The sequence below is a fragment of the Methylocapsa palsarum genome, assembly GCF_900114285.1.
GTDB lineage: Bacteria > Pseudomonadota > Alphaproteobacteria > Rhizobiales > Beijerinckiaceae > Methylocapsa > Methylocapsa palsarum.
The window spans coordinates 55,210-75,063 of sequence record NZ_FOSN01000005.1; the positions used below are offsets into that span (position 1 = coordinate 55,210).

Annotated in this window: 20 protein-coding genes and 1 tRNA gene; 14 read left to right on the plus strand and 7 right to left on the minus strand. The window is 61.0% G+C overall.

The window, feature by feature from the left end; all coding sequences use genetic code 11:
* Nucleotides 1-12: 12 nt before the first annotated feature.
* Nucleotides 13-1,008 carry a thiamine-phosphate kinase gene (gene thiL, locus BM177_RS07095; RefSeq protein ID WP_091680835.1) on the plus strand — a complete coding sequence of 332 codons (996 nt, stop codon included), beginning with the start codon at nucleotides 13-15 and terminating at the stop codon, nucleotides 1,006-1,008.
* A 208-nt stretch (nucleotides 1,009-1,216) separates the two neighbouring features.
* Complete coding sequence (locus tag BM177_RS07100; protein ID WP_091680838.1) at nucleotides 1,217-3,355, plus strand: sodium-translocating pyrophosphatase; 2,139 nt, start codon at nucleotides 1,217-1,219, stop codon at nucleotides 3,353-3,355.
* A 93-nt stretch (nucleotides 3,356-3,448) separates the two neighbouring features.
* Here BM177_RS07100 and BM177_RS07105 read toward each other — a convergent pair whose 3' ends face one another.
* Both BM177_RS07105 and BM177_RS07110 read right to left on the minus strand, forming a co-directional pair.
* Nucleotides 3,449-3,940 carry an outer membrane protein assembly factor BamE gene (locus BM177_RS07105; RefSeq protein ID WP_091680466.1) on the minus strand — a complete coding sequence of 164 codons (492 nt, stop codon included), beginning with the start codon at nucleotides 3,938-3,940 and terminating at the stop codon, nucleotides 3,449-3,451.
* A gap of 16 nt (nucleotides 3,941-3,956) precedes the next feature.
* Nucleotides 3,957-4,142: a hypothetical protein gene (locus BM177_RS07110; protein WP_091680469.1), complete on the minus strand. Its 186-nt coding sequence runs from the start codon at nucleotides 4,140-4,142 to the stop codon at nucleotides 3,957-3,959.
* Nucleotides 4,143-4,285: 143 nt separating this feature from the next.
* Between BM177_RS07110 and BM177_RS07115 the strand changes: the two genes are divergently transcribed.
* The 4 genes from BM177_RS07115 (at nucleotide 4,286) to BM177_RS07135 (ending at nucleotide 8,042) form a co-directional block, all read left to right on the plus strand.
* Nucleotides 4,286-4,840 carry a ubiquinol-cytochrome C chaperone family protein gene (locus tag BM177_RS07115; RefSeq protein WP_244532186.1) on the plus strand — a complete coding sequence of 185 codons (555 nt, stop codon included), beginning with the start codon at nucleotides 4,286-4,288 and terminating at the stop codon, nucleotides 4,838-4,840.
* A gap of 126 nt (nucleotides 4,841-4,966) precedes the next feature.
* Nucleotides 4,967-5,533 carry a YceD family protein gene (locus BM177_RS07120; protein WP_091680471.1) on the plus strand — a complete coding sequence of 189 codons (567 nt, stop codon included), beginning with the start codon at nucleotides 4,967-4,969 and terminating at the stop codon, nucleotides 5,531-5,533.
* A 402-nt stretch (nucleotides 5,534-5,935) separates the two neighbouring features.
* Nucleotides 5,936-7,000 carry a phosphate acyltransferase PlsX gene (plsX, locus tag BM177_RS07130; RefSeq protein ID WP_091680476.1) on the plus strand — a complete coding sequence of 355 codons (1,065 nt, stop codon included), beginning with the start codon at nucleotides 5,936-5,938 and terminating at the stop codon, nucleotides 6,998-7,000.
* Between the two features lie 37 nt (nucleotides 7,001-7,037).
* Complete coding sequence (locus BM177_RS07135; protein WP_091680478.1) at nucleotides 7,038-8,042, plus strand: beta-ketoacyl-ACP synthase III; 1,005 nt, start codon at nucleotides 7,038-7,040, stop codon at nucleotides 8,040-8,042.
* 15 nt (nucleotides 8,043-8,057) lie between these two features.
* Here the strand turns inward: BM177_RS07135 and BM177_RS07140 are convergent, their stop codons facing one another.
* A complete protein-coding gene (locus BM177_RS07140; protein WP_091680480.1) occupies nucleotides 8,058-8,618 on the minus strand; it encodes a TIGR00645 family protein in 561 nt (186 codons plus the stop codon).
* A gap of 91 nt (nucleotides 8,619-8,709) precedes the next feature.
* Complete coding sequence (locus BM177_RS19970; protein WP_175492524.1) at nucleotides 8,710-8,865, minus strand: hypothetical protein; 156 nt, start codon at nucleotides 8,863-8,865, stop codon at nucleotides 8,710-8,712.
* Nucleotides 8,866-9,149: 284 nt separating this feature from the next.
* On the opposite strand from BM177_RS19970, the gene BM177_RS07145 reads away from it, so the two are divergent.
* The 3 genes from BM177_RS07145 (at nucleotide 9,150) to BM177_RS07155 (ending at nucleotide 10,365) form a co-directional block, all read left to right on the plus strand.
* Nucleotides 9,150-9,464, plus strand: coding sequence for an integration host factor subunit alpha (locus BM177_RS07145; protein ID WP_091680843.1), 315 nt, complete (start codon nucleotides 9,150-9,152; stop codon nucleotides 9,462-9,464).
* A gap of 240 nt (nucleotides 9,465-9,704) precedes the next feature.
* The gene (locus BM177_RS07150) at nucleotides 9,705-10,208 is read left to right on the plus strand and encodes a MerR family transcriptional regulator (RefSeq protein WP_091680482.1); all 504 of its coding nucleotides are present in this window, start codon (nucleotides 9,705-9,707) and stop codon (nucleotides 10,206-10,208) included.
* 79 nt (nucleotides 10,209-10,287) lie between these two features.
* Nucleotides 10,288-10,365, plus strand: a tRNA-Pro gene (locus BM177_RS07155).
* Between the two features lie 304 nt (nucleotides 10,366-10,669).
* Here BM177_RS07155 and BM177_RS07160 read toward each other — a convergent pair.
* Nucleotides 10,670-11,014: a HesB/IscA family protein gene (locus BM177_RS07160; RefSeq protein ID WP_091680484.1), complete on the minus strand. Its 345-nt coding sequence runs from the start codon at nucleotides 11,012-11,014 to the stop codon at nucleotides 10,670-10,672.
* A 134-nt stretch (nucleotides 11,015-11,148) separates the two neighbouring features.
* On the opposite strand from BM177_RS07160, the gene BM177_RS07165 reads away from it, so the two are divergent.
* From BM177_RS07165 to scpB, 5 genes are all read left to right on the plus strand, one after another.
* Nucleotides 11,149-12,369 carry a deoxyguanosinetriphosphate triphosphohydrolase gene (locus tag BM177_RS07165; protein WP_091680487.1) on the plus strand — a complete coding sequence of 407 codons (1,221 nt, stop codon included), beginning with the start codon at nucleotides 11,149-11,151 and terminating at the stop codon, nucleotides 12,367-12,369.
* Between the two features lie 116 nt (nucleotides 12,370-12,485).
* Entirely contained in the window at nucleotides 12,486-14,261 is a 1,776-nt protein-coding gene (argS, locus tag BM177_RS07170) for an arginine--tRNA ligase (protein WP_091680489.1), read from the plus strand.
* A gap of 111 nt (nucleotides 14,262-14,372) precedes the next feature.
* Nucleotides 14,373-15,761, plus strand: a complete 1,389-nt coding sequence (locus BM177_RS07175; protein ID WP_091680492.1) for an SPOR domain-containing protein — start codon at nucleotides 14,373-14,375, stop codon at nucleotides 15,759-15,761.
* Between the two features lie 215 nt (nucleotides 15,762-15,976).
* Complete coding sequence (locus tag BM177_RS07180; protein ID WP_091680846.1) at nucleotides 15,977-16,822, plus strand: segregation and condensation protein A; 846 nt, start codon at nucleotides 15,977-15,979, stop codon at nucleotides 16,820-16,822.
* A complete protein-coding gene (scpB, locus tag BM177_RS07185) occupies nucleotides 16,794-17,525 on the plus strand; it encodes an SMC-Scp complex subunit ScpB (RefSeq protein WP_425284377.1) in 732 nt (243 codons plus the stop codon). The genes BM177_RS07180 and scpB overlap by 29 nt, the downstream gene beginning before the upstream one ends.
* A 17-nt stretch (nucleotides 17,526-17,542) precedes the next feature.
* On the opposite strand, the gene BM177_RS07190 is transcribed toward scpB, so the two are convergent.
* On the minus strand, nucleotides 17,543-18,574 hold the full coding sequence (locus tag BM177_RS07190) for a cysteine synthase A (protein ID WP_091680495.1): 1,032 nt from the start codon (nucleotides 18,572-18,574) through the stop codon (nucleotides 17,543-17,545).
* Between the two features lie 218 nt (nucleotides 18,575-18,792).
* On the minus strand, nucleotides 18,793-19,488 hold the full coding sequence (gene aqpZ, locus BM177_RS07195) for an aquaporin Z (RefSeq protein ID WP_091680852.1): 696 nt from the start codon (nucleotides 19,486-19,488) through the stop codon (nucleotides 18,793-18,795).
* Nucleotides 19,489-19,854: the final 366 nt, after the last annotated feature.

Here is a 19,854-nt window from a genome sequence, read left to right on the forward strand (position 1 = left end):
GTGACGGAGGCGATGCTGCGTCCTTCGGAAGACGAACTCATCGCCGCCTATTTTGCTCCGCTGGCGGGGGCTGGCGCGCACGGACTGCTCGACGACGCCGCCAGCCTTGCGTCCGCGCCGGGGCAGGATCTGGTTTTGACCAAGGATCTCCTCGTCGCGGCGGTCCATTTTTTCAACGACGATCCGCCGGGCGACATCGCGCGCAAGGCGCTGCGGGTAAACCTTTCGGATCTCGCCGCAAAGGGCGCGGAGCCGCTGGGGTTCCTTCTTGGGCTCGCCTTGCCACAGGACTGGACGGCGGATTGGCTCAAGGCCTTCGCGGAAGGGCTTGGGAGCGACAGCGCGGCCTTCGCCTGTCCACTGCTCGGCGGCGACACCATCAGGACGCCCGGTCCGCTGACCATTTCGATCACGGCGATCGGCGCTGTCCCCTCTGGCGGAATGGTTCCTCGCGGCGGCGTCGCGGCGGGAGACCACATCTATGTGACCGGAACCATCGGCGACGCCGCGCTGGGATTGAAACTGCGTCATGACGCCGCCGCCGGAAGATCTTGGACGCAGGCCTTGAGCGCGGCCGCCGCCGATCATCTGCGCCGGCGTTACCTTCTCCCGGAACCTCGCGTCGCCCTGCGCGGGAGCTTGCGGCGCCATGCTCGCGCCGCGATGGATGTTTCGGACGGGTTCGGCGGCGACCTTGCGAAAATGCTGGGGCTGAGCGCCTTGAGCGCGCGCGTGTCCATTGAGTCCGTTCCGCTCTCCGCCGCCGCGCGCGAGGCCTTGAGCCTTGAGCCGCGCCTGATCGAGACAATCCTAACTGGCGGCGACGATTACGAAATCCTCTGCGCGATCGCGCCTGCTGACAGGGCGGCTTTCGAGGCGTCCGCCGCCGCCGACGGAACGACCGTGACCAGGGTGGCTGAGACGTTTGACGGGGGGCAGGGCGTTTTGTTTCAGGCGCCATCTGGCGAAATCTTACGATTGGAAAAACTTTCCTTTCAGCATTTTTGAGCCTTACGCGCGCACAATCCTGCGGCGGGCTCTGTCACACGAATGATTTCAAAAGAATTTCTTCGCCGCGGGTCAGCAGACTCGATCCTCCCACAAGCGAATCGCGTCCTTGCCAAAAGCTTCGGCGTAGGGCAACCGTTCGCGTGGAAAAATCGGCCAAAGCCGAATGTCGGCGGGCTCCTCAAAAAAAGCCGCAGGGTGGAATGACATGATTGGGATTTGGCTGATCATTTTGGCGGGTCTGTTATCGCTCGTTTACGGCGGCGTGACGTCGCTGAACCTTCTCGCCGCAAACCCGGGGTCGGCCCGGATGCAGGAAATCGCCGCTGCGATCGCGGAAGGCGCGCAGGCCTATCTGAAGCGCCAATATCTCACGATCGCGCTCGTCGGCGTGGTGATCTACGCGGCCTTCGGCTTTCTCCTGTCCTGGACGATCGCGAATGGCTTTCTGATCGGCGCCGTGCTGTCCGGGGCGGCTGGTTTCATCGGCATGAATGTTTCGGTCCGCGCCAATGTGCGCACCGCGCAGGCCGCCTCGCAGTCGCTGGCCGCGGGCCTTGATATTTCGTTCAAGGCCGGAGCGGTCACCGGCATGCTGGTGGCGGGCCTCGCTTTGCTTGGCGTCGCCGGTTATTTTTACGTCCTGATCGGACCAAAGGGTTTCGCGCCCAACAGCCGCGAGACGATTGACGCGCTGGTCGCGCTTGGATTCGGGGCGTCCTTGATTTCGATTTTCGCCCGTCTTGGCGGCGGCATCTTCACCAAGGGAGCCGACGTCGGCGCCGATCTTGTCGGTAAGGTCGAGGCGGGCATTCCGGAAGACGATCCTCGCAATCCGGCGACGATCGCTGACAACGTCGGCGACAACGTCGGCGACTGCGCCGGCATGGCGGCCGATCTGTTCGAGACCTATGCTGTGACCGTCGTCGCCACGATGGTCCTGGCCTCGATCTTCTTCTCGGATCAGCCTGTCCTCTTCGCGGCGATGCTCTTCCCGCTGGCGATCTGCGCCACCTGTATCGTCAGTTCGATCGCGGGAACCTATTTCGTGAAGCTCGGAGCGAACAATTCGATCATGGGGGCGCTTTACCGGGGGCTGATCGCCGCCGGACTCTTGTCGATCCTCGGCCTCGCGATCGCCACGACGCTGACCGTCGGCTGGGGCGCCGCCGGCGTCGTGAACGGCGTCGAGATTCTGGGCTGGCGGCTGTTTCTGTGCGGGATCGTCGGCCTGATCGTGACGGGACTGATCGTCGTCATCACCGAATATTACACCGGCACCGGCAAACGGCCGGTCGTCTCCATCGCCCAGGCCTCCGTGACGGGGCATGGCACGAACGTCATTCAGGGGCTCGCCGTCTCGCTCGAATCAACCGCGCTTCCGGCGCTCGTCATCATCGGCGGCATTATCGCGACGAGCCAGCTTGCGGGCCTGTTCGGCACGGCGATCGCGGTGACGACGATGCTCGGCATCGCCGGGATGATCGTCGCGCTCGACGCCTTCGGCCCGGTGACGGACAACGCGGGAGGAATCGCCGAAATGGCGGGTCTGCCCAAGGAGGTTCGGCATGTCACGGATGCGCTCGACGCCGTCGGCAACACGACGAAGGCCGTGACCAAGGGCTACGCCATCGGCTCGGCCGGATTAGGCGCCCTGGTGCTCTTCAACGCCTACAGCCACGATCTCGAATATTTCGCTGCGAATCCGGATTCGTTCCCCTATTTCAAGGGAATGGGGACGGTTTCCTTCGACATCTCGAACCCCTACGTCGTCGCTGGACTGATCTTCGGCGGGATGATCCCCTATCTCTTCGGCGGCATCGCCATGACGGCCGTCGGCCGCGCGGCGGGATCAGTCGTCGAGGAAGTGCGCCGGCAGTTTCGTGAGCATCCCGGGATCATGGCCGGAACCGAGCGTCCGGATTACGGACGCGCCGTCGATATGCTGACCAAAGCGGCGATCCGGGAGATGATCGTCCCGTCTCTTCTGCCAGTGCTCGCGCCGCTGGTCGTCTATTATGGAATCCTGTTCATCTCGGGCTCCAAGGCTTCGGCCTTCGCGGCGCTCGGCGCCTCGCTTTTGGGCGTCATCGTCAACGGCCTGTTCGTCGCCATCTCGATGACGTCCGGGGGAGGGGCCTGGGACAACGCCAAGAAGAGCTTCGAGGACGGATTTGTCGACAAGGACGGCGTCCGGCACTTCAAGGGCGGCGACGCGCACAAGGCTTCGGTTACCGGCGACACGGTCGGCGATCCCTATAAGGACACCGCCGGCCCGGCCGTGAACCCGGCGATCAAGATCACAAATATCGTTGCTTTGCTGCTGCTCGCCGTCCTCGCCCATTAAACCGGCGGGAACAGCTCCTGGGCGCGGGCGCGGCGTGACGCGCCGCGTTTCGGGAGAGGCTGGAGGCGAGCACGGCCTCCAGCGGGCATAAGATCAGCTGAATTTCAGCAGATTGAGGAACATGCCCTTCAGGAAGGTCGATTCGGCGCCTGCCGTGGGCGTGGTGCGCGAGACGAAATCGATGACCTTGCCGTCGTCCATGCCATAATTGGCGACGCGCTCGACTTTTTTGTTCTTATTGAAATAGACCGCGAAGATACGCTGGTCGATCACCTTAGGCTGCATGAACTGCAAACCGCGGTCGGTGACCTGGGTGATGTAATACCAGGCGTCGCCGCCGACGGTGGATGTCGTCGTGGGCGTTCCCATGAGAACGAGAATTTGCTCGGCCGAACTGCCGACCTTGACCTGATCGACAACCTTCGGGTCGATCTGGTAGCCATGAACCACAGTGCCGTCATAGCCAAGGCATCCGCCAAGCCCGAGGGCGATGCCCGCGGCCAGGGCCAGCTTAAGGCCAGCGGAGCGCAAGTCTGGTACGCCGGCCTTCCGATCGCCCGCAAGGGTCGCGCCTAGGAACCGCATTCTTCAAACCTCCAGCTCATCTCACGCCCGCAGTCGGCCGCCTCGCCCGGCCGACGCTGGCCGGAGCGAACGGCACAACCGGAATTTGGACTTTGCGCCCGGCATCAACCTGATAATCAACCTGATAATCAACCTGATAACCAACCTGATAACAAAGCCATTCCAGACGCAAGGCGGGCCGGTCGACGGGACGATCGTTCATCCTGACCGTAACCTTTTGCATGTTCCGGTAAATAAATGTAAACCAACGCCGCGAGCAATTTAAAGCGCGTAACGCGCGCAAGATGCCTAGCCCTCAGCCCGAAAAAATGCAAATTCCGACGTCGCCGGTTTCGGCGTCGTCGCGTGAGCGGGCGAAATCTGGACGCTCCCGACGTGATGTTTCCGTTCTATCGCAAATCCGCCAATCGAGCCATGATCGAGCGCCTGCATGGCGACATTGTCGCCGCCGCCCGCAATCCTGTTCTGTTCACCGATTATGGGATCGACGACAGCCTCGATGGCCGGTTTGAGGCATTCACGCTCCTTGCGGCTCTGGTGTTGCGCCGCCTCAACGCGATCGAGGCTCCCGGTCCCGACATGGCCCAGGACCTCGCGGATGCCGTGTTCAGGCATTTCGACGCCGGGCTTCGCGAGAGCGGGGTGGGCGACGCGAGCGTCCCCAAACGAATGAAGACATTTACGGAATCGTTCCAGGGCCGGGCTGTCGCCTACGATCAGGCGCTACGGTCGGGACACGAGGCGCTGGCCGTCGCTCTGACGCGAAATGTGCTGTCCAATCGTCCGGGCGGGGATCGCCTCGCGCGCTACGCCGAGGCTGCCGCCGCCGCGCTTGAACGCGCGCAGATTCAGGCTTTCACGTCCGGCCCCGTTCCGTTTCCCGACCCGGCCGCATTCTGATCAAGCCGGCTGGCCGCTGGCCGTTGGCGCGGGAGGAGAATTCGGCTATCGCTTTCCGGGGGAAGTCCGTAAAAGGCGCGGCGTTCGCCAGAAAATGTGTTCGGGACCAGATCGCGAGGCGAGGCCATGAAAGCAAAGGGCGGCCCGAATGCAAATTCCGGTAAAGCCGCTGGCGGAGCGTCGGCGGGCGGGACGAGCGATTTCTTCCGTCCGATCCTCATCGAGGACGTGCCGGAGACCGGCCTCGAAATTTCGATCGAGGCCGATCCGACGGAGCGCGCCGCAATCGCGGAACGCAGCGGTCTTGTGGACATTGAGGGGCTCAAAGCCGACTTCAAGGTGCAGAAGTTGGATCCCGCGAACGTCAAGGTCGTCGGGCGCTTGACGGCCGCTATTCTCCAGACCTGCGTCGTCACGCTCGATCCGTTTCCCTCGGAGATCGCCGCGGATATCGACGCCGATTTCACGACCGCCGCCGCGAGCGCGCAGGGCGAGGCGGCCCTAGACGCTCCGGATCCCATCATCGACGGCCAGATTGATCTCGGCGCCTTGGCGCAAGAGTTTTTGATCCTGAGTCTCGACCCGTATCCGCGCAAGCCGGGCGTCGAATTCGATGATTCGATCCTTGCCGCAGAGGCAAAAGTCGAGACTTCTCCTTTTGAGGTGCTAAGAAACCTCAAGCCGCAGGAGTAAAGGCTTTATTTCCGGCGTGGTTTTCGTGACATGGCCTCTTCATGGCGAAAGGCTTCGCGGCGCGAAGCTCTTTCGTCGCTTTAAATCCAAACTCTCTAAAAAAGCGGCCCTAGAAAACATTTTGGTTGGCGGGGACGAAAAAAAACGCTTGAACAAAGGGGATTCGCCGGTGTTTACCTTGCAGCCGTTTCGGCGCGACCCCGACGGTCCAAAACAGAAAAACATGATCGCCGCCTGGACATTCGTTTGCCCGCTCCAATCAAGGACCAGAGTCTTGGCTACGACGCAGGCGCGAAAAGACGCCGTCCGCAGGAACGGAGCGGACCACCAGTGGCGCATTCCGAACACGACCCCGGCCGCCGTCCTCCACTCCCGACGCTTCGTCCCGGAGGCGGGGACGCCATGATGAAACCTGTGCGGATCGCTCTCGACGCGATGGGAGGAGATCACGGGCCGGAGGTGATCATCCCGGGAGCCGCGCGCGCGCTGGAGCGGCGTCCGGATATCCGGTTTACGTTTTTTGGCGACGCGACGGTCGTCCAGCCGATTCTGGACAGCTACGCGCAGCTCGCGAAGACCTCCAGTCTCGTTCACACTGATGTCGCCATCCGGATGGACGACAAGCCGAGCCAGGCCCTGCGGTCGGGACGGCGCACGTCGTCGATGTGGCTGACGATCGAGGCGGTCAAGAAGTCTCAGGCCGATGTCGCCGTTTCGGCGGGCAACACCGGCGCTTTGATGGCGATGGCCAAGACCTGCCTCCATATGATGCCGAATATCGACCGTCCGGCGATGGCGGCGATCTGGCCCACGATCAAGGGCAGGACCATTGTCCTCGATGTCGGCGCGTCGATCGGCGCGGACGCGCAGCATCTCGTCAACCTCGCCATTATGGGATCGGCGATGGCGCGGATCGTTCTTGCGGTCGAGCGTCCCCACGTCGGCCTTTTGAATATCGGCTCCGAGGAAATCAAGGGGATCGAGGAAGTGAAGACCGCGTCGCGGATGCTGCGCCAGAACGCGTTCCCTAACCTTGATTATTACGGCTTCGTGGAAGGCGGCGACATCGGTAAGGGAACTGTGGACGTCGTGGTCACCGAAGGCTTTGCCGGCAATATAGCGCTCAAGACCGCGGAAGGCACCGCGACCCAGATCGGGCAATGGCTGCGCGAAGCGCTTGGACGCGACATGTTCTCCAAGATCGGCTATCTGTTCGCCCGAAAAGCCTTCGCGGAATTGAGAGCAAAACTCGACCCGCGCAACGTCAACGGAGGAACGTTTCTTGGCCTTGACGGGATCGTGATCAAAAGTCACGGAAGTTCAGACGCGGTTGGAACCGCGAACGCAATCGAGATCGCCTACAACATGGCGCGTCACGACCTCTTGAGCAAAATCAGGGAGTCGCTGGCTCTTTCGCACGCGGAAAACCTGTCCCCGCCGAAACTGCTGGCGGCCGACAAATCATAATCCGCGCCGCGCGATCCCAGACGCGCCCAATTCATTTATGGACCGGTCCGTGAACAATTCAACGCCAGGCAAGCTTCGCTCCGTCGTCGTGGGACTTGGGTCCTATTTACCGAAACGAATCGTCAGCAATGTCGATCTGGAAAAATCCCTCGACACGACCGACGAATGGATCGTGCAAAGGACCGGAATCAAGCAGCGCCATGTCGCCGCCGAGGACGAACCGACCTCTGTCCTTGGCTTCAACGCCGCCCGGGCGGCGCTCGCCGACGCGGGTCTGACCGGATCCGATCTCGATCTTGTCATCGTCGCCACGGCGACGCCCGACTACACTTTTCCGGCGGTCGCGACGCAAATCCAGGCGAGTCTCGGGATGTTTCATGGCGCCGCTTTCGATATGCAGGCGGTCTGCTCCGGCTTCGTCTACGCCCTTGCGACGGCGGACAAGTTTTTGATCTCCGGTTCGCACAAGCGCGCCCTCGTGATCGGAGCGGAGACGTTTTCGAGGCTTCTTGATTGGAAGGATCGGACGACCTGCGTCCTCTTCGGGGACGGGGCTGGCGCGATCGTCCTCGAGGCGCAACACTCAAGCGGCTCCGCGGACGACCGGGGCGTGCTGACGTCGCACCTGCGGTCCGACGGCCGGCACCGCGAAAAGCTTTATGTCGACGGCGGCCCTTCCTCGACGAAAACGACCGGACATTTACGAATGGCGGGCAGGGAGGTCTTTCGTCACGCGGTAGGCATGGTCGCAGATGTCGTGACCGAGGCGTTCGCGGCGACCGGCACGACCGCGCAGCAACTCGACTGGTTTGTGCCGCATCAGGCCAACCGGCGCATCATCGACGCTTCGGCGGAAAAGCTTGGCATCGCGGCGGAAAAGGTCGTCGTCACGGTTGATCTGCATGGCAACACGTCGGCCGCCTCTATCCCTCTCGCCCTCACGGTGGCCCGGGACGACGGGCGGATCAAAAAAGGCGACCTCGTCATGATCGAAGCCATGGGCGGCGGCTTTACCTGGGCGTCCGCGCTGATCCGCTGGTAGGCGTCAGTTTAGATCTCAGTCTAGATCCATGACTGCTCGGTGACTGTCCGTCGCCGACAGATGATCCACATACGCGATCCCGATCGCCGATATGATAAAGACCGTGTGGATGATCGTCTGCCACATGACGCCGGTCTCCGTGACCGTCGCGTCGGGCGTCCCGAGGGCGCTCGCTTCGATGAAGGTCCGCAAGAGATGGATGGACGATATGCCGATGATCGCCATAGCGAGCTTGATCTTCAGAAGGTTGGCGTTGACGTGTCCGAGCCATTCGGGACGATCAGGATGGTCGCCGAGGCCGAGCCGCGAGACGAAAGTCTGATAGCCGCCGATGATCACCATCACCAGCAGATTCGAGATCATCACGACGTCGATCAATCCTAACGCCGCGAGCATGATCTGCTGTTCGCTGATCGAGGTCGCGTGCGAGACGAGGTGGGACAGTTCCCTGACGAAGCGAACCACGTAAACGCATTGCGCGACGATCAGGCCGAGATAGAGCGGCGCTTGAAGCCAGCGTGAGGCGAATATCACGCTTGGAAGCGGCCGGATTTGAGATCTTGATCTGTCTGACATTCAGGGAGGCGAAAAGAGTTAAGGGTGAGCGGGGCAGATGTTTGCGGCCAAAACGTCTTACGCCTTTGCTTTCTTAAATGCTCGTCGCTTTTTAGTAAAATCTTGCAAGTTTGACGTAGGTGAATGTTATTTTTCCAATCCACTGCTTCATGAAGTCCGGCGGCTGGCGTCCCACATGGAAATCCTCGGCTGGTCCGCCGCGCAAAAGCGCAAGGCTGATTTCGGAATACGCCTTGATTTGAAACAACGAATGCTCCAAAGTTCCGGCCAATATTAGGGGGATGACGCTTTCCGGCGGCCACAGCCGTAGTTAAAGTGGTATATTAAAAGAGTGCCGTATATTAAGATGGAATATCGTCCCCACTGACAAGAGTTTCATACCTAAAGGTCAGTTCGCAGGCCGGCGTCCTTGCCGTCCCGATTGCTGATGGGGCAGATCATCGAGATTGCGGAATGACCAAGTTTGGAACTGTGCCTGGCGCCGATACTAAAGTTTCGCCAGTGAGTCATGTTGTCGACGGTCTCGGAAGCCTGAGCCCGAGGACCGTCACGCGGATTGACCTTGCCGAAGCGGTGTACCGATGCGTCGGCCTGTCCCGCAAGGAATCGGCCTCGCTGGTTCAGACGGTTCTCAATGAACTGGCCGACACATTGGCGGGGGGCGAAGCCGTCAAACTCTCTTCATTCGGATCGTTTGTCGTGCGCGCCAAGTCGGAACGGATCGGCCGCAATCCGAAGACCGGCATCGAAGTTCCGATCACTCAACGCCGTGTTCTAGTGTTCAAACCCTCCAGCGTGCTGAAGGCGCGCGTCAACGGACAAGCGACGCCCGACGAGGATTGCTAGAGCCTATTCCGATTGGAGTGAATCAATCCAATCGAGAAGACTATGCTCAAGCTTTTGACTCTGGAGCGATTTCTGATCGATCGCATGACTTCATGCGATCGGAAAGAACTCTAGGCGCGGAATGCGGGTCTTTCGCGGAGCGTCCGCTGTTCGCTCAATTGCGGATCGTCCCGTCGCGGAGTCTCGAGAAGCAGCCACGGCTCTGTTTTGGAGCTAAGGTCGCTCAAAGGAGCCGATCCGATGCAGAAGAGTCCTGATGCGTTTCGGACCATCAGCGAGGTCGCGGAAGAACTCGATCTTCCGCAGCACGTCCTTCGGTTCTGGGAGACGCGGTTTCCACAGATCAAGCCGCTGAAACGGGCTGGAGGGCGCCGTTTCTACAGGCCGAATGATGTCGAATTTCTGCGTGGCGTCAAACACCTGCTTTATGGTGAAGGCTATACGATCAGAGGCGTCCAGAAAATTCTGAAAGAGCAGGGCGTCCGCGTCGTCGCTTCCATAATTTCTGACGCGCCGGACGAGGGCGCCGGATTGAATTCTCCCGACATGGAAAGCGCGCCAGCGGTGCCCGACGAGCACGATCTGCCGCTCTTTCAATCGACTCTCCCCAGCCAGCCGTTTGCGGCCGATACGCCTCGGGGCGATGCGCCGGTCCTGAACTCTTCGGCGATCGAAAGCCTGCGACGCATTCTGATCGATCTCGACGAATGCGAGCAGATTTTGACCGGGGCGCGCCAGTCCTGAAAGTCTTTGCGTCGTAAGTGGAGGAACTCGTCGGCGCGGCGTTGCGATTGCCGGAGGCTTTCTCTATAAGGCCATGAGTCGGAGTGTAGCGCAGCCCGGTTAGCGCACTAGTCTGGGGGACTAGGGGTCGTGGGTTCGAATCCCGCCACTCCGACCAAACAAAACCGCCTCGTGACCGAGCGCGTTTGGCTCCGGCCTCGGGGCTCGCAAGAGCACTCGACTAGGAAGCCGTCCAAGCTCACAAGGCTACCTAGCTCGTAAAGCTTCCTCGCAAGACCGGCGGGCTTGCGAGCTAGAGCATATTCCGATCGGATTGAATCAATCCAATCGACAAGAATATGCTCAAGCTTTTCGCTCTGGAGCGGTTTCTGATCGATCGCATGACTTCATGCGATCGGAAAGCGCTCCAGGGGCCGAATGCGACGGGCCAGCAGCAGCTGATTTGTCCGATGAACTAGAACTCAGACCGCGAAGCTTGATCCACATCCGCACGAAGCGGTGGCGGCGGGATTGCTGATCTTGAACATCCGACTCATCAGATCATCGACGAAATCGATCCGGCAGCCTTTCAGAAATTCCAGCGAGACCGGATCGACCAGCACGACCGCGCCGTCGCGATCGAGGATCAGATCATCCTCCTCACGGCTCGCGGTAATGTTGTAGGTGTAGGTGAACCCGGAACACCCGCCGCCATCGACGCCAATCCTCAATGCCGAACCCCGGGGTTCGCTCTTCAGGATCTCGACGATGCGGCGCGCGGCTTTTTCCGTCAGTTCGACGGGTGATTCGACGGCCGTTTCGCTCATTTGAAACCTCGACTCGATATGCGGCGGTAGCCCGCCGTCAGCGGTCAGCGCCGCCGACTTGCCTCGTTCTCCTCAAAGGAACATATGTCGGACGGCTTGTCACGGCAATATAAGCTTAACCTGGAACGACTCTCATGGGCGCACTGGACTTGCGGATGGCGCGCGCGCCCTATGCCGCCGATGCGGCGCGAAGTCGCGGACGAGTGTTCGCCGAGCCTCCATCGAGGTCGCGATCCGAGTTTCAGCGGGACCGCGACCGCATTATCCATTCCTCCGCGTTCCGCCGCCTCGCCCATAAGACGCAGGTCTTTGTTCCTTATGAAGGCGACCATTATCGCACGCGGCTCACCCATTCGCTGGAAGTTGGCCAGATCGCGCGCTCGATCGCCCGATCGCTCGGGCTGGACGACGATCTCGCCGAAGCTCTCGCCCTGGCGCACGACCTCGGGCACACACCCTTCGCACATGCCGGCGAGGATGCGCTGGACGCGCTGATGGAGCCTTACGGCGGCTTTGACCATAATGCGCAGGCGCTGCGGATCGTCACGAGGCTCGAGCGCCGCTATGCTGGGTTCGACGGTCTCAACCTGACCTTCGAATCCCTCGAAGGTCTTGTGAAGCACAACGGACCCTTGCTGCGCCCGGATGGCGCGCCGCTGCCTGTTCATGCGAAACGGGGTTTGCCGAGCGCTATTGTCGAGTTCAACGCGGCGGTCGATCTCGAACTCTCGAAATTCGCCAGCGCGGAGGCGCAAGTCGCGGCGCTGGCCGACGACATCGCCTATAATGCGCATGACATCGACGACGGTCTTCGCGCCGGCCTCCTTGATCTAGAGCAGATCGGCGGCGGGGTGGAATTCCTGGCGGAGATCAAAGCGGAAATCCGCAGACTGAACCCGGATCTCGAGCCTGTCCGCGTCGTTCATGAACTTGTCCGGCGGCTTCTCACATCGTTCATCGAAGATGCGATCGATGAAAGCGGCCGCAGACTCGCCGCGAGCGGCGCCGCCAGCGCCGACGCCGTTCGCGCCATGGCGCGGCCTGTGATCGCATCCTCGGAGCCGATGGTTAACGTCGAGCGGACGATCAAGGAGTTTCTGTTTGAAAATCTTTATCGGCATCCGCGCCTCAATCGCGTTCGGACCGAGGCGAACGAGGTCATTTGCAACCTGTTTCACCGGTTTATGAAAGCTCCGGACGAGATGCCGTCCAACTGGGCGCGGGCAGCGGCGGATTTCGAAATCGGTTCGAGGGGACGCGCGCGCGCGATTTGTGATTACATTGCGGGGATGACCGACAGATACGCAATTCTCGAACATCGGAGACTTTTTGACGAGGCTCCGGATTTGCGTTAGAGCGCGCATTCCTCGCCCCTGTGGCGGCGGACTAAAACTTTGATTTCACGTGGTTTCTGAACCGGGAGAAAGGGCGTCCCGCCGCAGCGGAGGCCTTTTTCCCTGAGTAGGCCGGAATGAACCTGTTCGCCGAATTTCATGATCTCGTCGCTTCGATTCTGCAAACCATCGTCGCGAGCCAACGTCTTCCCGCCGATCTCGATCTTTCACGATTCGTGGTCGAGCCGCCGCGTGACCCTGCGCATGGCGACCTCGCCGTCAACGCGGCCATGGTCTATGCGAAGGAGGCGAAAGCGTTTTTTTCCAGTCCGCGGCAGCTCGCGGTGGAAATCGCGGTCGCCCTCGCGGAAGCGCCCGGCGTCGCCGAGGCGGAGGTCGCCGGAGCGGGCTTTATCAATATCCGTCTCAAGCCGGCGGTTTTTTCTCGCGTGTTGCAGGCCGCGCTGACCGAGGGGGCCGCGTTCGGACGGCCGCCGGAGCGCACTTCGAAGCTCAAGGTCAATGTCGAATATGTTTCGGCCAATCCGACAGGCCCGATGCACGTTGGTCATGGCCGTGGGGCCGTCTTCGGCGACGCCCTCGCCAATCTTCTCGAATTCGCCGGCCAGAAAGTCACGCGCGAATATTACATCAACGACGCCGGAGCGCAGGTGGATGTCCTCGCCAGGTCCGCTCATTTGCGTTACCGCGAGGCTTTGGGCGAGGACATCGGCGAGATCCCGGAGGGACTCTATCCCGGCGATTATCTGAAGGCGACCGGCGAAGCGCTCTCCAGAACTCATGGCGAGGCCCTCGTTGATCGCGCGGAAAGCGATTGGCTCGAGGACGTCCGCGCCGAAGCTGTCGACGGCATGATGGCGATGATCCGCGCCGATCTGGCGGCGTTGAACATCGAGCACGAGGTGTTTTTTTCGGAAAGATCGCTGACCCGCGGCGCCGAGGGCGATCAGATCGCGGCGGCGATCGCGGAACTGCGACGGCGGGGCCTTGTCTACGAGGGCCGGCTCGCGCCGCCAAAGGGCCAGGCGGCCGAAGACTGGGAAGATCGCGAACAAACATTGTTCAGATCGACCGATTTTGGCGACGACGTCGATCGGGCGCTGATGAAATCGGACGGCTCGTACACGTATTTCGCGTCTGACATCGCCTATCATAAATTGAAGATTGACCGGGGCTATACGGTTCTGATCGACGTCTGGGGCGCTGATCACGGCGGCTATGTCAAACGCATGCGCGCCGCGGTCGAAGCTCTCTCGGACAAAAAGGCGATCCTCGACGTCAAGCTGTGTCAGATGGTCAAACTGATGCGCGACGGCGCGATCGTCAAAATGTCAAAACGCTCCGGAGACTTCGTCACGTTGCGGGAAGTCGTCGATGAGGTCGGCGTCGACGCCGTCCGCTTCATGATGCTTTTTCGCAAGAATGACGCGCCTTTGGAGTTCGATCTTGCAAAGGTGATCGAACAGTCGAAAGAAAACCCGGTATTCTACGTCCAATATGCCCATGCAAGAGCAAAGTCTGTTATTCGCCAAGCACATACAGCAATGCCCGACATTGATACGTCAATTCCGTCCCTCGTCTCGGCGAACTTCGATCTTCTTGAAGATGCGGGGGAGCGCGATCTTGTGCGGCTGATCGCTCAATTTCCGAGGGTCGTCGAATCGGCCGCTTTCGCGCACGAACCGCACCGTCTCGCATTCTACCTCTATGAACTGGCGTCGACCCTGCATTCGCAATGGACCCGTGGCAAAGATCAGCCGCAATTACGATTTCTTAATGAAGACAAGCCATCTTTAACCATGGCGCGGCTGGCGTTGGTCGAAGGGGCGGCGGCGATTCTAGCCAGCGGTCTCGGCATTTTGGGTGTGAGCGCTCCCGCGGAAATGCGATAATTCGCGGTTCGAAACCGCTCGGCAGGCGCTTATGACCGCCCTTGAGTTCGAGAAGTCTGCGGCTGTCGGGAATATTGCGTAAGCGTCCCCTGTGTCAGGAGTAAAGACAGTATGGCCGAGCCAGTTGTAAAACGTCGACCGATGATCGATCTTGACGAATTCGAGCGGCGCCTGCGCCAGCCCGGCTCAGGCGAGCACAAGGACACCGATCCTCTCTCCGAGCTTGCCCGCCTTGTTGGTCCTCAGGAAGATCCCTACAAGGGCGTATTCGCCGCCCAGGGCCGCCGTCCAGTTCAATCATGGGACGAGCGTTCCCATGACGCCAACGGGCGCGACCCGTTGATGGGAGGCGATTTCGCCGCGATCGAAGCCGGGCTTCTGGGCGCTGCGGGACGCGATGCGGCGATGGGATATTCCGAACCTGGACGCGCGTCGGAGTATCATTCGCCGGATCTTCACGAACCGCACGAATTCCACGACACCGCCGACGAACCGGGGCATTGGGATTATGCGGACGCTCTGGAAGCGCCCCAGTTTCCGGCTGAAGGCCCTGACGAGGAAGAACGGTCGAGGCGCCCGCTCTATCTCATGGCGGCCATCATCGTCGCGGGAATTTCCGTCATCGCGGCCAGCTTCGTCATCAAGGGCGGCGTTACCGCGCCCACCGAGGTCGCCACGATCAAGGCGGCCAGCGGTCCGGCTAAAATTCAGCCTGAAGCGGCGCCGGGAGGAGAGGTTCCCGTTCAGGACGCCTCGATCATCGACAGAAGTTCTCAATCCTCGGCGGTCGCGCTCGTGAACAACGCCGAACAGCCAGTGGATTTGTCGCAGGCGCCGGAAAAAACCGCCCGGGTCATAACTTTGAATGGCGCAAAGGGTCAATACAACGCGCTCCCGCCCGGCGCGGCGGGCGTTCCTGTCGCCAATGCTCAGCCGCAATCGGCGCCCCGTTCCGACGGCGACCTCAGCATTGCCGGTCTGATCGAGCCCAAGAAGGTCAAGACCGTATCCGTTCGTCCAGACGGCACGCTGCTGCCGAACGCCCGTCCGGCGCCCATTCAGGCGACGCCGCCGGGCGCCGCGCATGCGCCCGCTCCTCCGGTCAAGGCCGCCACGCCGAAAACAACGGCGCGTGTGACGATGACGCCGAAGCCGGCCGAAGCCGAGGCCGCCCAGCCCGCTCAAAGGGCAAGGCCAGTCCAGGTGGCCGACGCTCAGGCTGAAGCCAACCAAGCGCAATCCAGTCCGGTGGGCGCAGGAACCTATGCCGTGCAGCTGGCGGCCCCCGAATCCGAGCAGGAGGCCCGTGATGTCCAGATTCGCCTCATGAAGAAATTCGGCGGCGAACTCGCCGGCTTCCACCCCTCGATCCATAAGGCCGCAAGCGGCTCCAAGACAGTCTATCGGGTGCGCGTCGGAAATTTGTCGAAAGAGGGCGCGACTGCTCTGTGTCAAAAAATTCAAGGCGGCGGGGGAGCCTGTTTCGTCGCCAAGAACTGAACGGGTCGATTTGTGAGTTGATGATCGCCGCCGCCTTCAATCCGTACGGCGGCGGCTCTGGCTTATGTCGAGAGATGTAAGCCCGACAGCGAGGCCGCAACGGCTTAGAACGCTGTGGATCTTCGCGCGAGACGCGAAAGCCGGCTTGCGATGAGCGCGAGATCCCGTCACTGTTTCGCGTGGCGCGGCGCTGGTTTCGCGAAGGAGGCCGTCTCGTGGAATTTGGTTTTGCGCAAGCGGCGCCCGAGGCCGAAGCGGAGACGTCCTTCGTCGTCGATGTCGAAGGCTTTGAGGGGCCGCTCGATCTTTTGCTGGATCTGGCGCGCAGACAAAAAGTCGATCTACACAAGATTTCCGTTCTGGCCCTCGCCGAGCAATATCTAGACTTCGTCGAGGCCGCCCGGAGTTTGCGGCTTGAACTCGCGGCGGACTATCTCGTGATGGCGGCTTGGCTCGCCTATCTCAAATCGCGGCTGCTTCTACCGCAGGAGAAGAAGGACGGCGAACCGGCCGCCGAGGAGCTTGCTGAAGCGCTGCAAATTCGTCTGCGCCACCTCGAGGCGATTCGCGCGGCCGCCGACATGCTGGTCAACCGGCCAAGAATCGGTCGCGATATTTTCCTGCGCGGCCAACCCGAACCGGTCAACGCCTCGGGCGCGGCGCTCTGGCGCGTCAGCCTTTTTGATCTTCTGTCCGCTTATTCGCAGCGCCGTCAGAAGCATGCGCTCGAACGCGTCGTTATGAAACAGCGTTTCGTCTGGTCGCTTGCGAGGGCCCGCGACGAACTCGAGAAATTCACCGGATATGCACTCGACTGGCTCGACCTCGATTCTTTTATCGCCGATTACGGCGCGACCCCGGAATTACGTCGATCGATCAGGGCGTCGACGCTCTCGGCTTCGCTGGAAATGGTGCGCGAAGGCGCGATCGCGATAAGGCAGGACGGACCCTTCGCGCCGCTGTGGATCAAACGGAACGGCCGGACCGACGAAGAAAGCGCGCCGGACAACGACTTCGGAAAGGAGACTTCGCTTGGCGGACCTCGCCAGATTATTTCCTGATCAGGAAAGCGATCGTTCCGTGGAAGACGCCCCGGCCGACGCCGGTGCGGTGCTGGCGGAATCCATGCGCATCGCCGAAGCGCTCCTTTTTGCGGCCTCGGAGCCTTTGAGCGAACAGGACATCGAGAAGCGGCTTCCGCGCGGCGCCGCCGCCTCCGCGGTGCTCGAACACTTGAGGGCCGCGTATAGCGTGCGCGGCGTTAATCTCGTCCGGGCCGGCGGCAAATGGATGTTCCGGACGGCGGCGGACCTGTCGTGGCTGATGTCGAGCGGCGCGGGCGAACCGAAACGGCTTTCCCGCGCGGCGCTCGAAACATTGGCGATCGTCGCCTATCACCAGCCGGTGACCCGCGCGGAAATCGAGGATATCCGCGGCGTCGCCATTTCCAAGGGAACCCTCGACGTCCTCGTCGAGGCTGGATGGGTGCGGCTGCGGGGGCGCCGGCGCGCCCCAGGGCGCCCGATCACCTATGGAACCAGCGAGGCGTTTCTGATCCATTTCGGGTTGGAGGCCATCGCCGATCTGCCCGGGCTCGATGAACTGAAAGCGGCCGGTCTCTTCGACGGCAGGCTTCCGCAGAGCTTTGGGATCCCGCAGCCCTCCGATGACGCCAGTCTCAGTCCCGACGAGGATCCGCTTGAGGAAACCGAAGCCGTGGAGCCGCTCTCGGCCGCCGACGATACGACAAGTCCTGACGACTGAACGTAAGGGGTCTGGCTTCAGGCGAACTCGGCGGAAACCGAAACCTTCCGTTGCAGCCATTCCGGCTGGGGAAGATTTTTCGAGCGCAGAAACTCGAGATTGAAGAGCTTCGACTGATAACGCGCGCCGGAATCGCACAAGATGGTCACGATCGTGTGCCCGGGCCCAAGATCTTTCGCGAGCCGGATGGCCCCGGCGACGTTAATGCCGGAGGAGCCTCCCAGCAGCAATCCTTCATGTTCGGCGAGATCGAAGACGATCGGCAACGCCTCTTCGTCGCTGATCTGATAGGCGCAATCGACGGGCGCATCCTGGAGATTGGCGGTGATCCGCCCCTGGCCGATACCCTCGGTGATCGATGAGCCGGAGGAGGAAAGCTCTCCCTTGGTGTAAAACGAATAGAGCGCCGCGCCGAACGGGTCCGCGATCGCGATTTTGACGTTGCTGTTCCTGGCCTTCAAGGCCATCCCGACGCCGGCGAGCGTGCCGCCAGTGCCGACGGCACAGACGAAGCCATCGATCGCGCCGTTCGTCTGATCCCAGATTTCAGGGCCGGTCGTGTCGATGTGGCCCTGACGATTGGCGATATTGTCGAATTGATTGGCCCAGATCGCGCCCGCGGGATGTTGCTTGGCGAGTTTTTCCGCGAGACGTCCGGACAGTTTGACGTAATTGTTCGGGTCTGAATAAGGAACCGCGGGAACCTCGATCAATTCGGCGCCCTGGAGGCGCAGGAGATCCTTTTTCTCCTGGCTTTGCGTGTCCGGGATCACGATGACGGTTCCGAATCCGAGAGCATTGGCGACGAGGGCGAGGCCTATCCCCGTGTTGCCTGCGGTGCCCTCGACGATAAGCCCGCCGGGCTTCAATGCGCCGCGCCGGATGGCGTCCTCAATGATGGAAAGCGCGGCGCGATCCTTAACGGACCCGCCGGGATTCATGAATTCCGCCTTGCCGTAAATGGCGCAGCCGGTCGCGTCAGACGCATGCTTGAGTTTGATAAGAGGCGTCTGTCCGATCGCCTCGATCACGTTGGCCCGCAGGTCCATTTTCAAAGTCTCGTTTCCCGGTCGAGTAAGTATAATAAACTCGCGAGGCCTGTCGAGCATTCATCCAGCGAGGCCAAGCGGACTTTTTCTCCAATCCCGCAGACTTTTGCTTCAATCCCTGGATAAGCAACGTAAAAAGCAGGAGCGATTTTCGGGCCAAAAGCTGAACACCGCAATGGCGATGTTCAGCCTTTCAAAGAATACGGCGTCCAAAGCGGCTATTTCGGCGCCTTGTAGAGAGTGCGGCCGACAATGCCCGCGAGCCAGCCGCCTGCGATCGGCATGACCCAGAAGAACCAGAGTTGCTTGAGGTAAGCGCCGCCCACGATCAGCGCCGGGCCGGTGCTGCGAGCCGGATTGACCGAGGTGTTCGTCACCGGAATCGAAATGAGATGGATCAGCGTCAAAGCCAGGCCGATCGCAAGTCCGGCGAAGCCAGCAGGCGCGCGCGGCGACGTCGCGCCCAGGATGATGATCAAGAAGAAGAATGTGAGCAAGATTTCCATGAACATGCCCGAGACGAATGAGTAATGCCCCGCGCTCAATTCACCGTACCCGTTCGCCGCAAAATTGCCGAGCTTGAATTCAGGGCTGCCCTTGGCGATGACGTAAAGGGCGACCGAGGCGGCGATGGCGCCAGCGACCTGTATGACAATATACGGCAGCACGTCGCTCGCGGAGAACCGCTTTCCCGCCCAAAGGCCGACAGTCACCGCCGGGTTGAAATGGCCGCCCGAAATATTTCCGAAGGCGTAAACGCCGGTCAGAACCGTGAGGCCGAACGCCAGCGCGACGCCGGCGAAACCGATCCCCAATTGCGGATACGCGGCGGACAGCACCGCGCTGCCGCACCCCCCGAACGTGAGCCAAAATGTGCCAAGAAATTCCGCGGTGAGGCGTTGTGAGAGATTCATGTCGGATTCCAATTTCAATTTAAGGAAGGGGATTTCGACCGGTGATCGGTCTTTCGGGGAAAGGCTACGGTGTTTTTCGCGGAAACGCTGTTTGAGGCGCTTTTGGGCGGGCCTGTCACACGCCGCTCTTCATTCGAGGAAACGTCTTCTCTTAGTCGAGGGGCGCCTTCTCTTAAGGAGTGCCTTCTTTTAAGGGGCGCCTTCTCTTAAGGGGCGTCTTCGCCTCCTCTTCGGGGATCATCCGAGTCTTGCAGCGCCCTCAACCGACTCAGTAGCGCTTACAAGCCACACTAAAACTGAAGCAAGGGTATTTTTTTGTCAATTGCGCTGCAGCAACATGAATGTTTCTCGACATCCGTTTTTGAA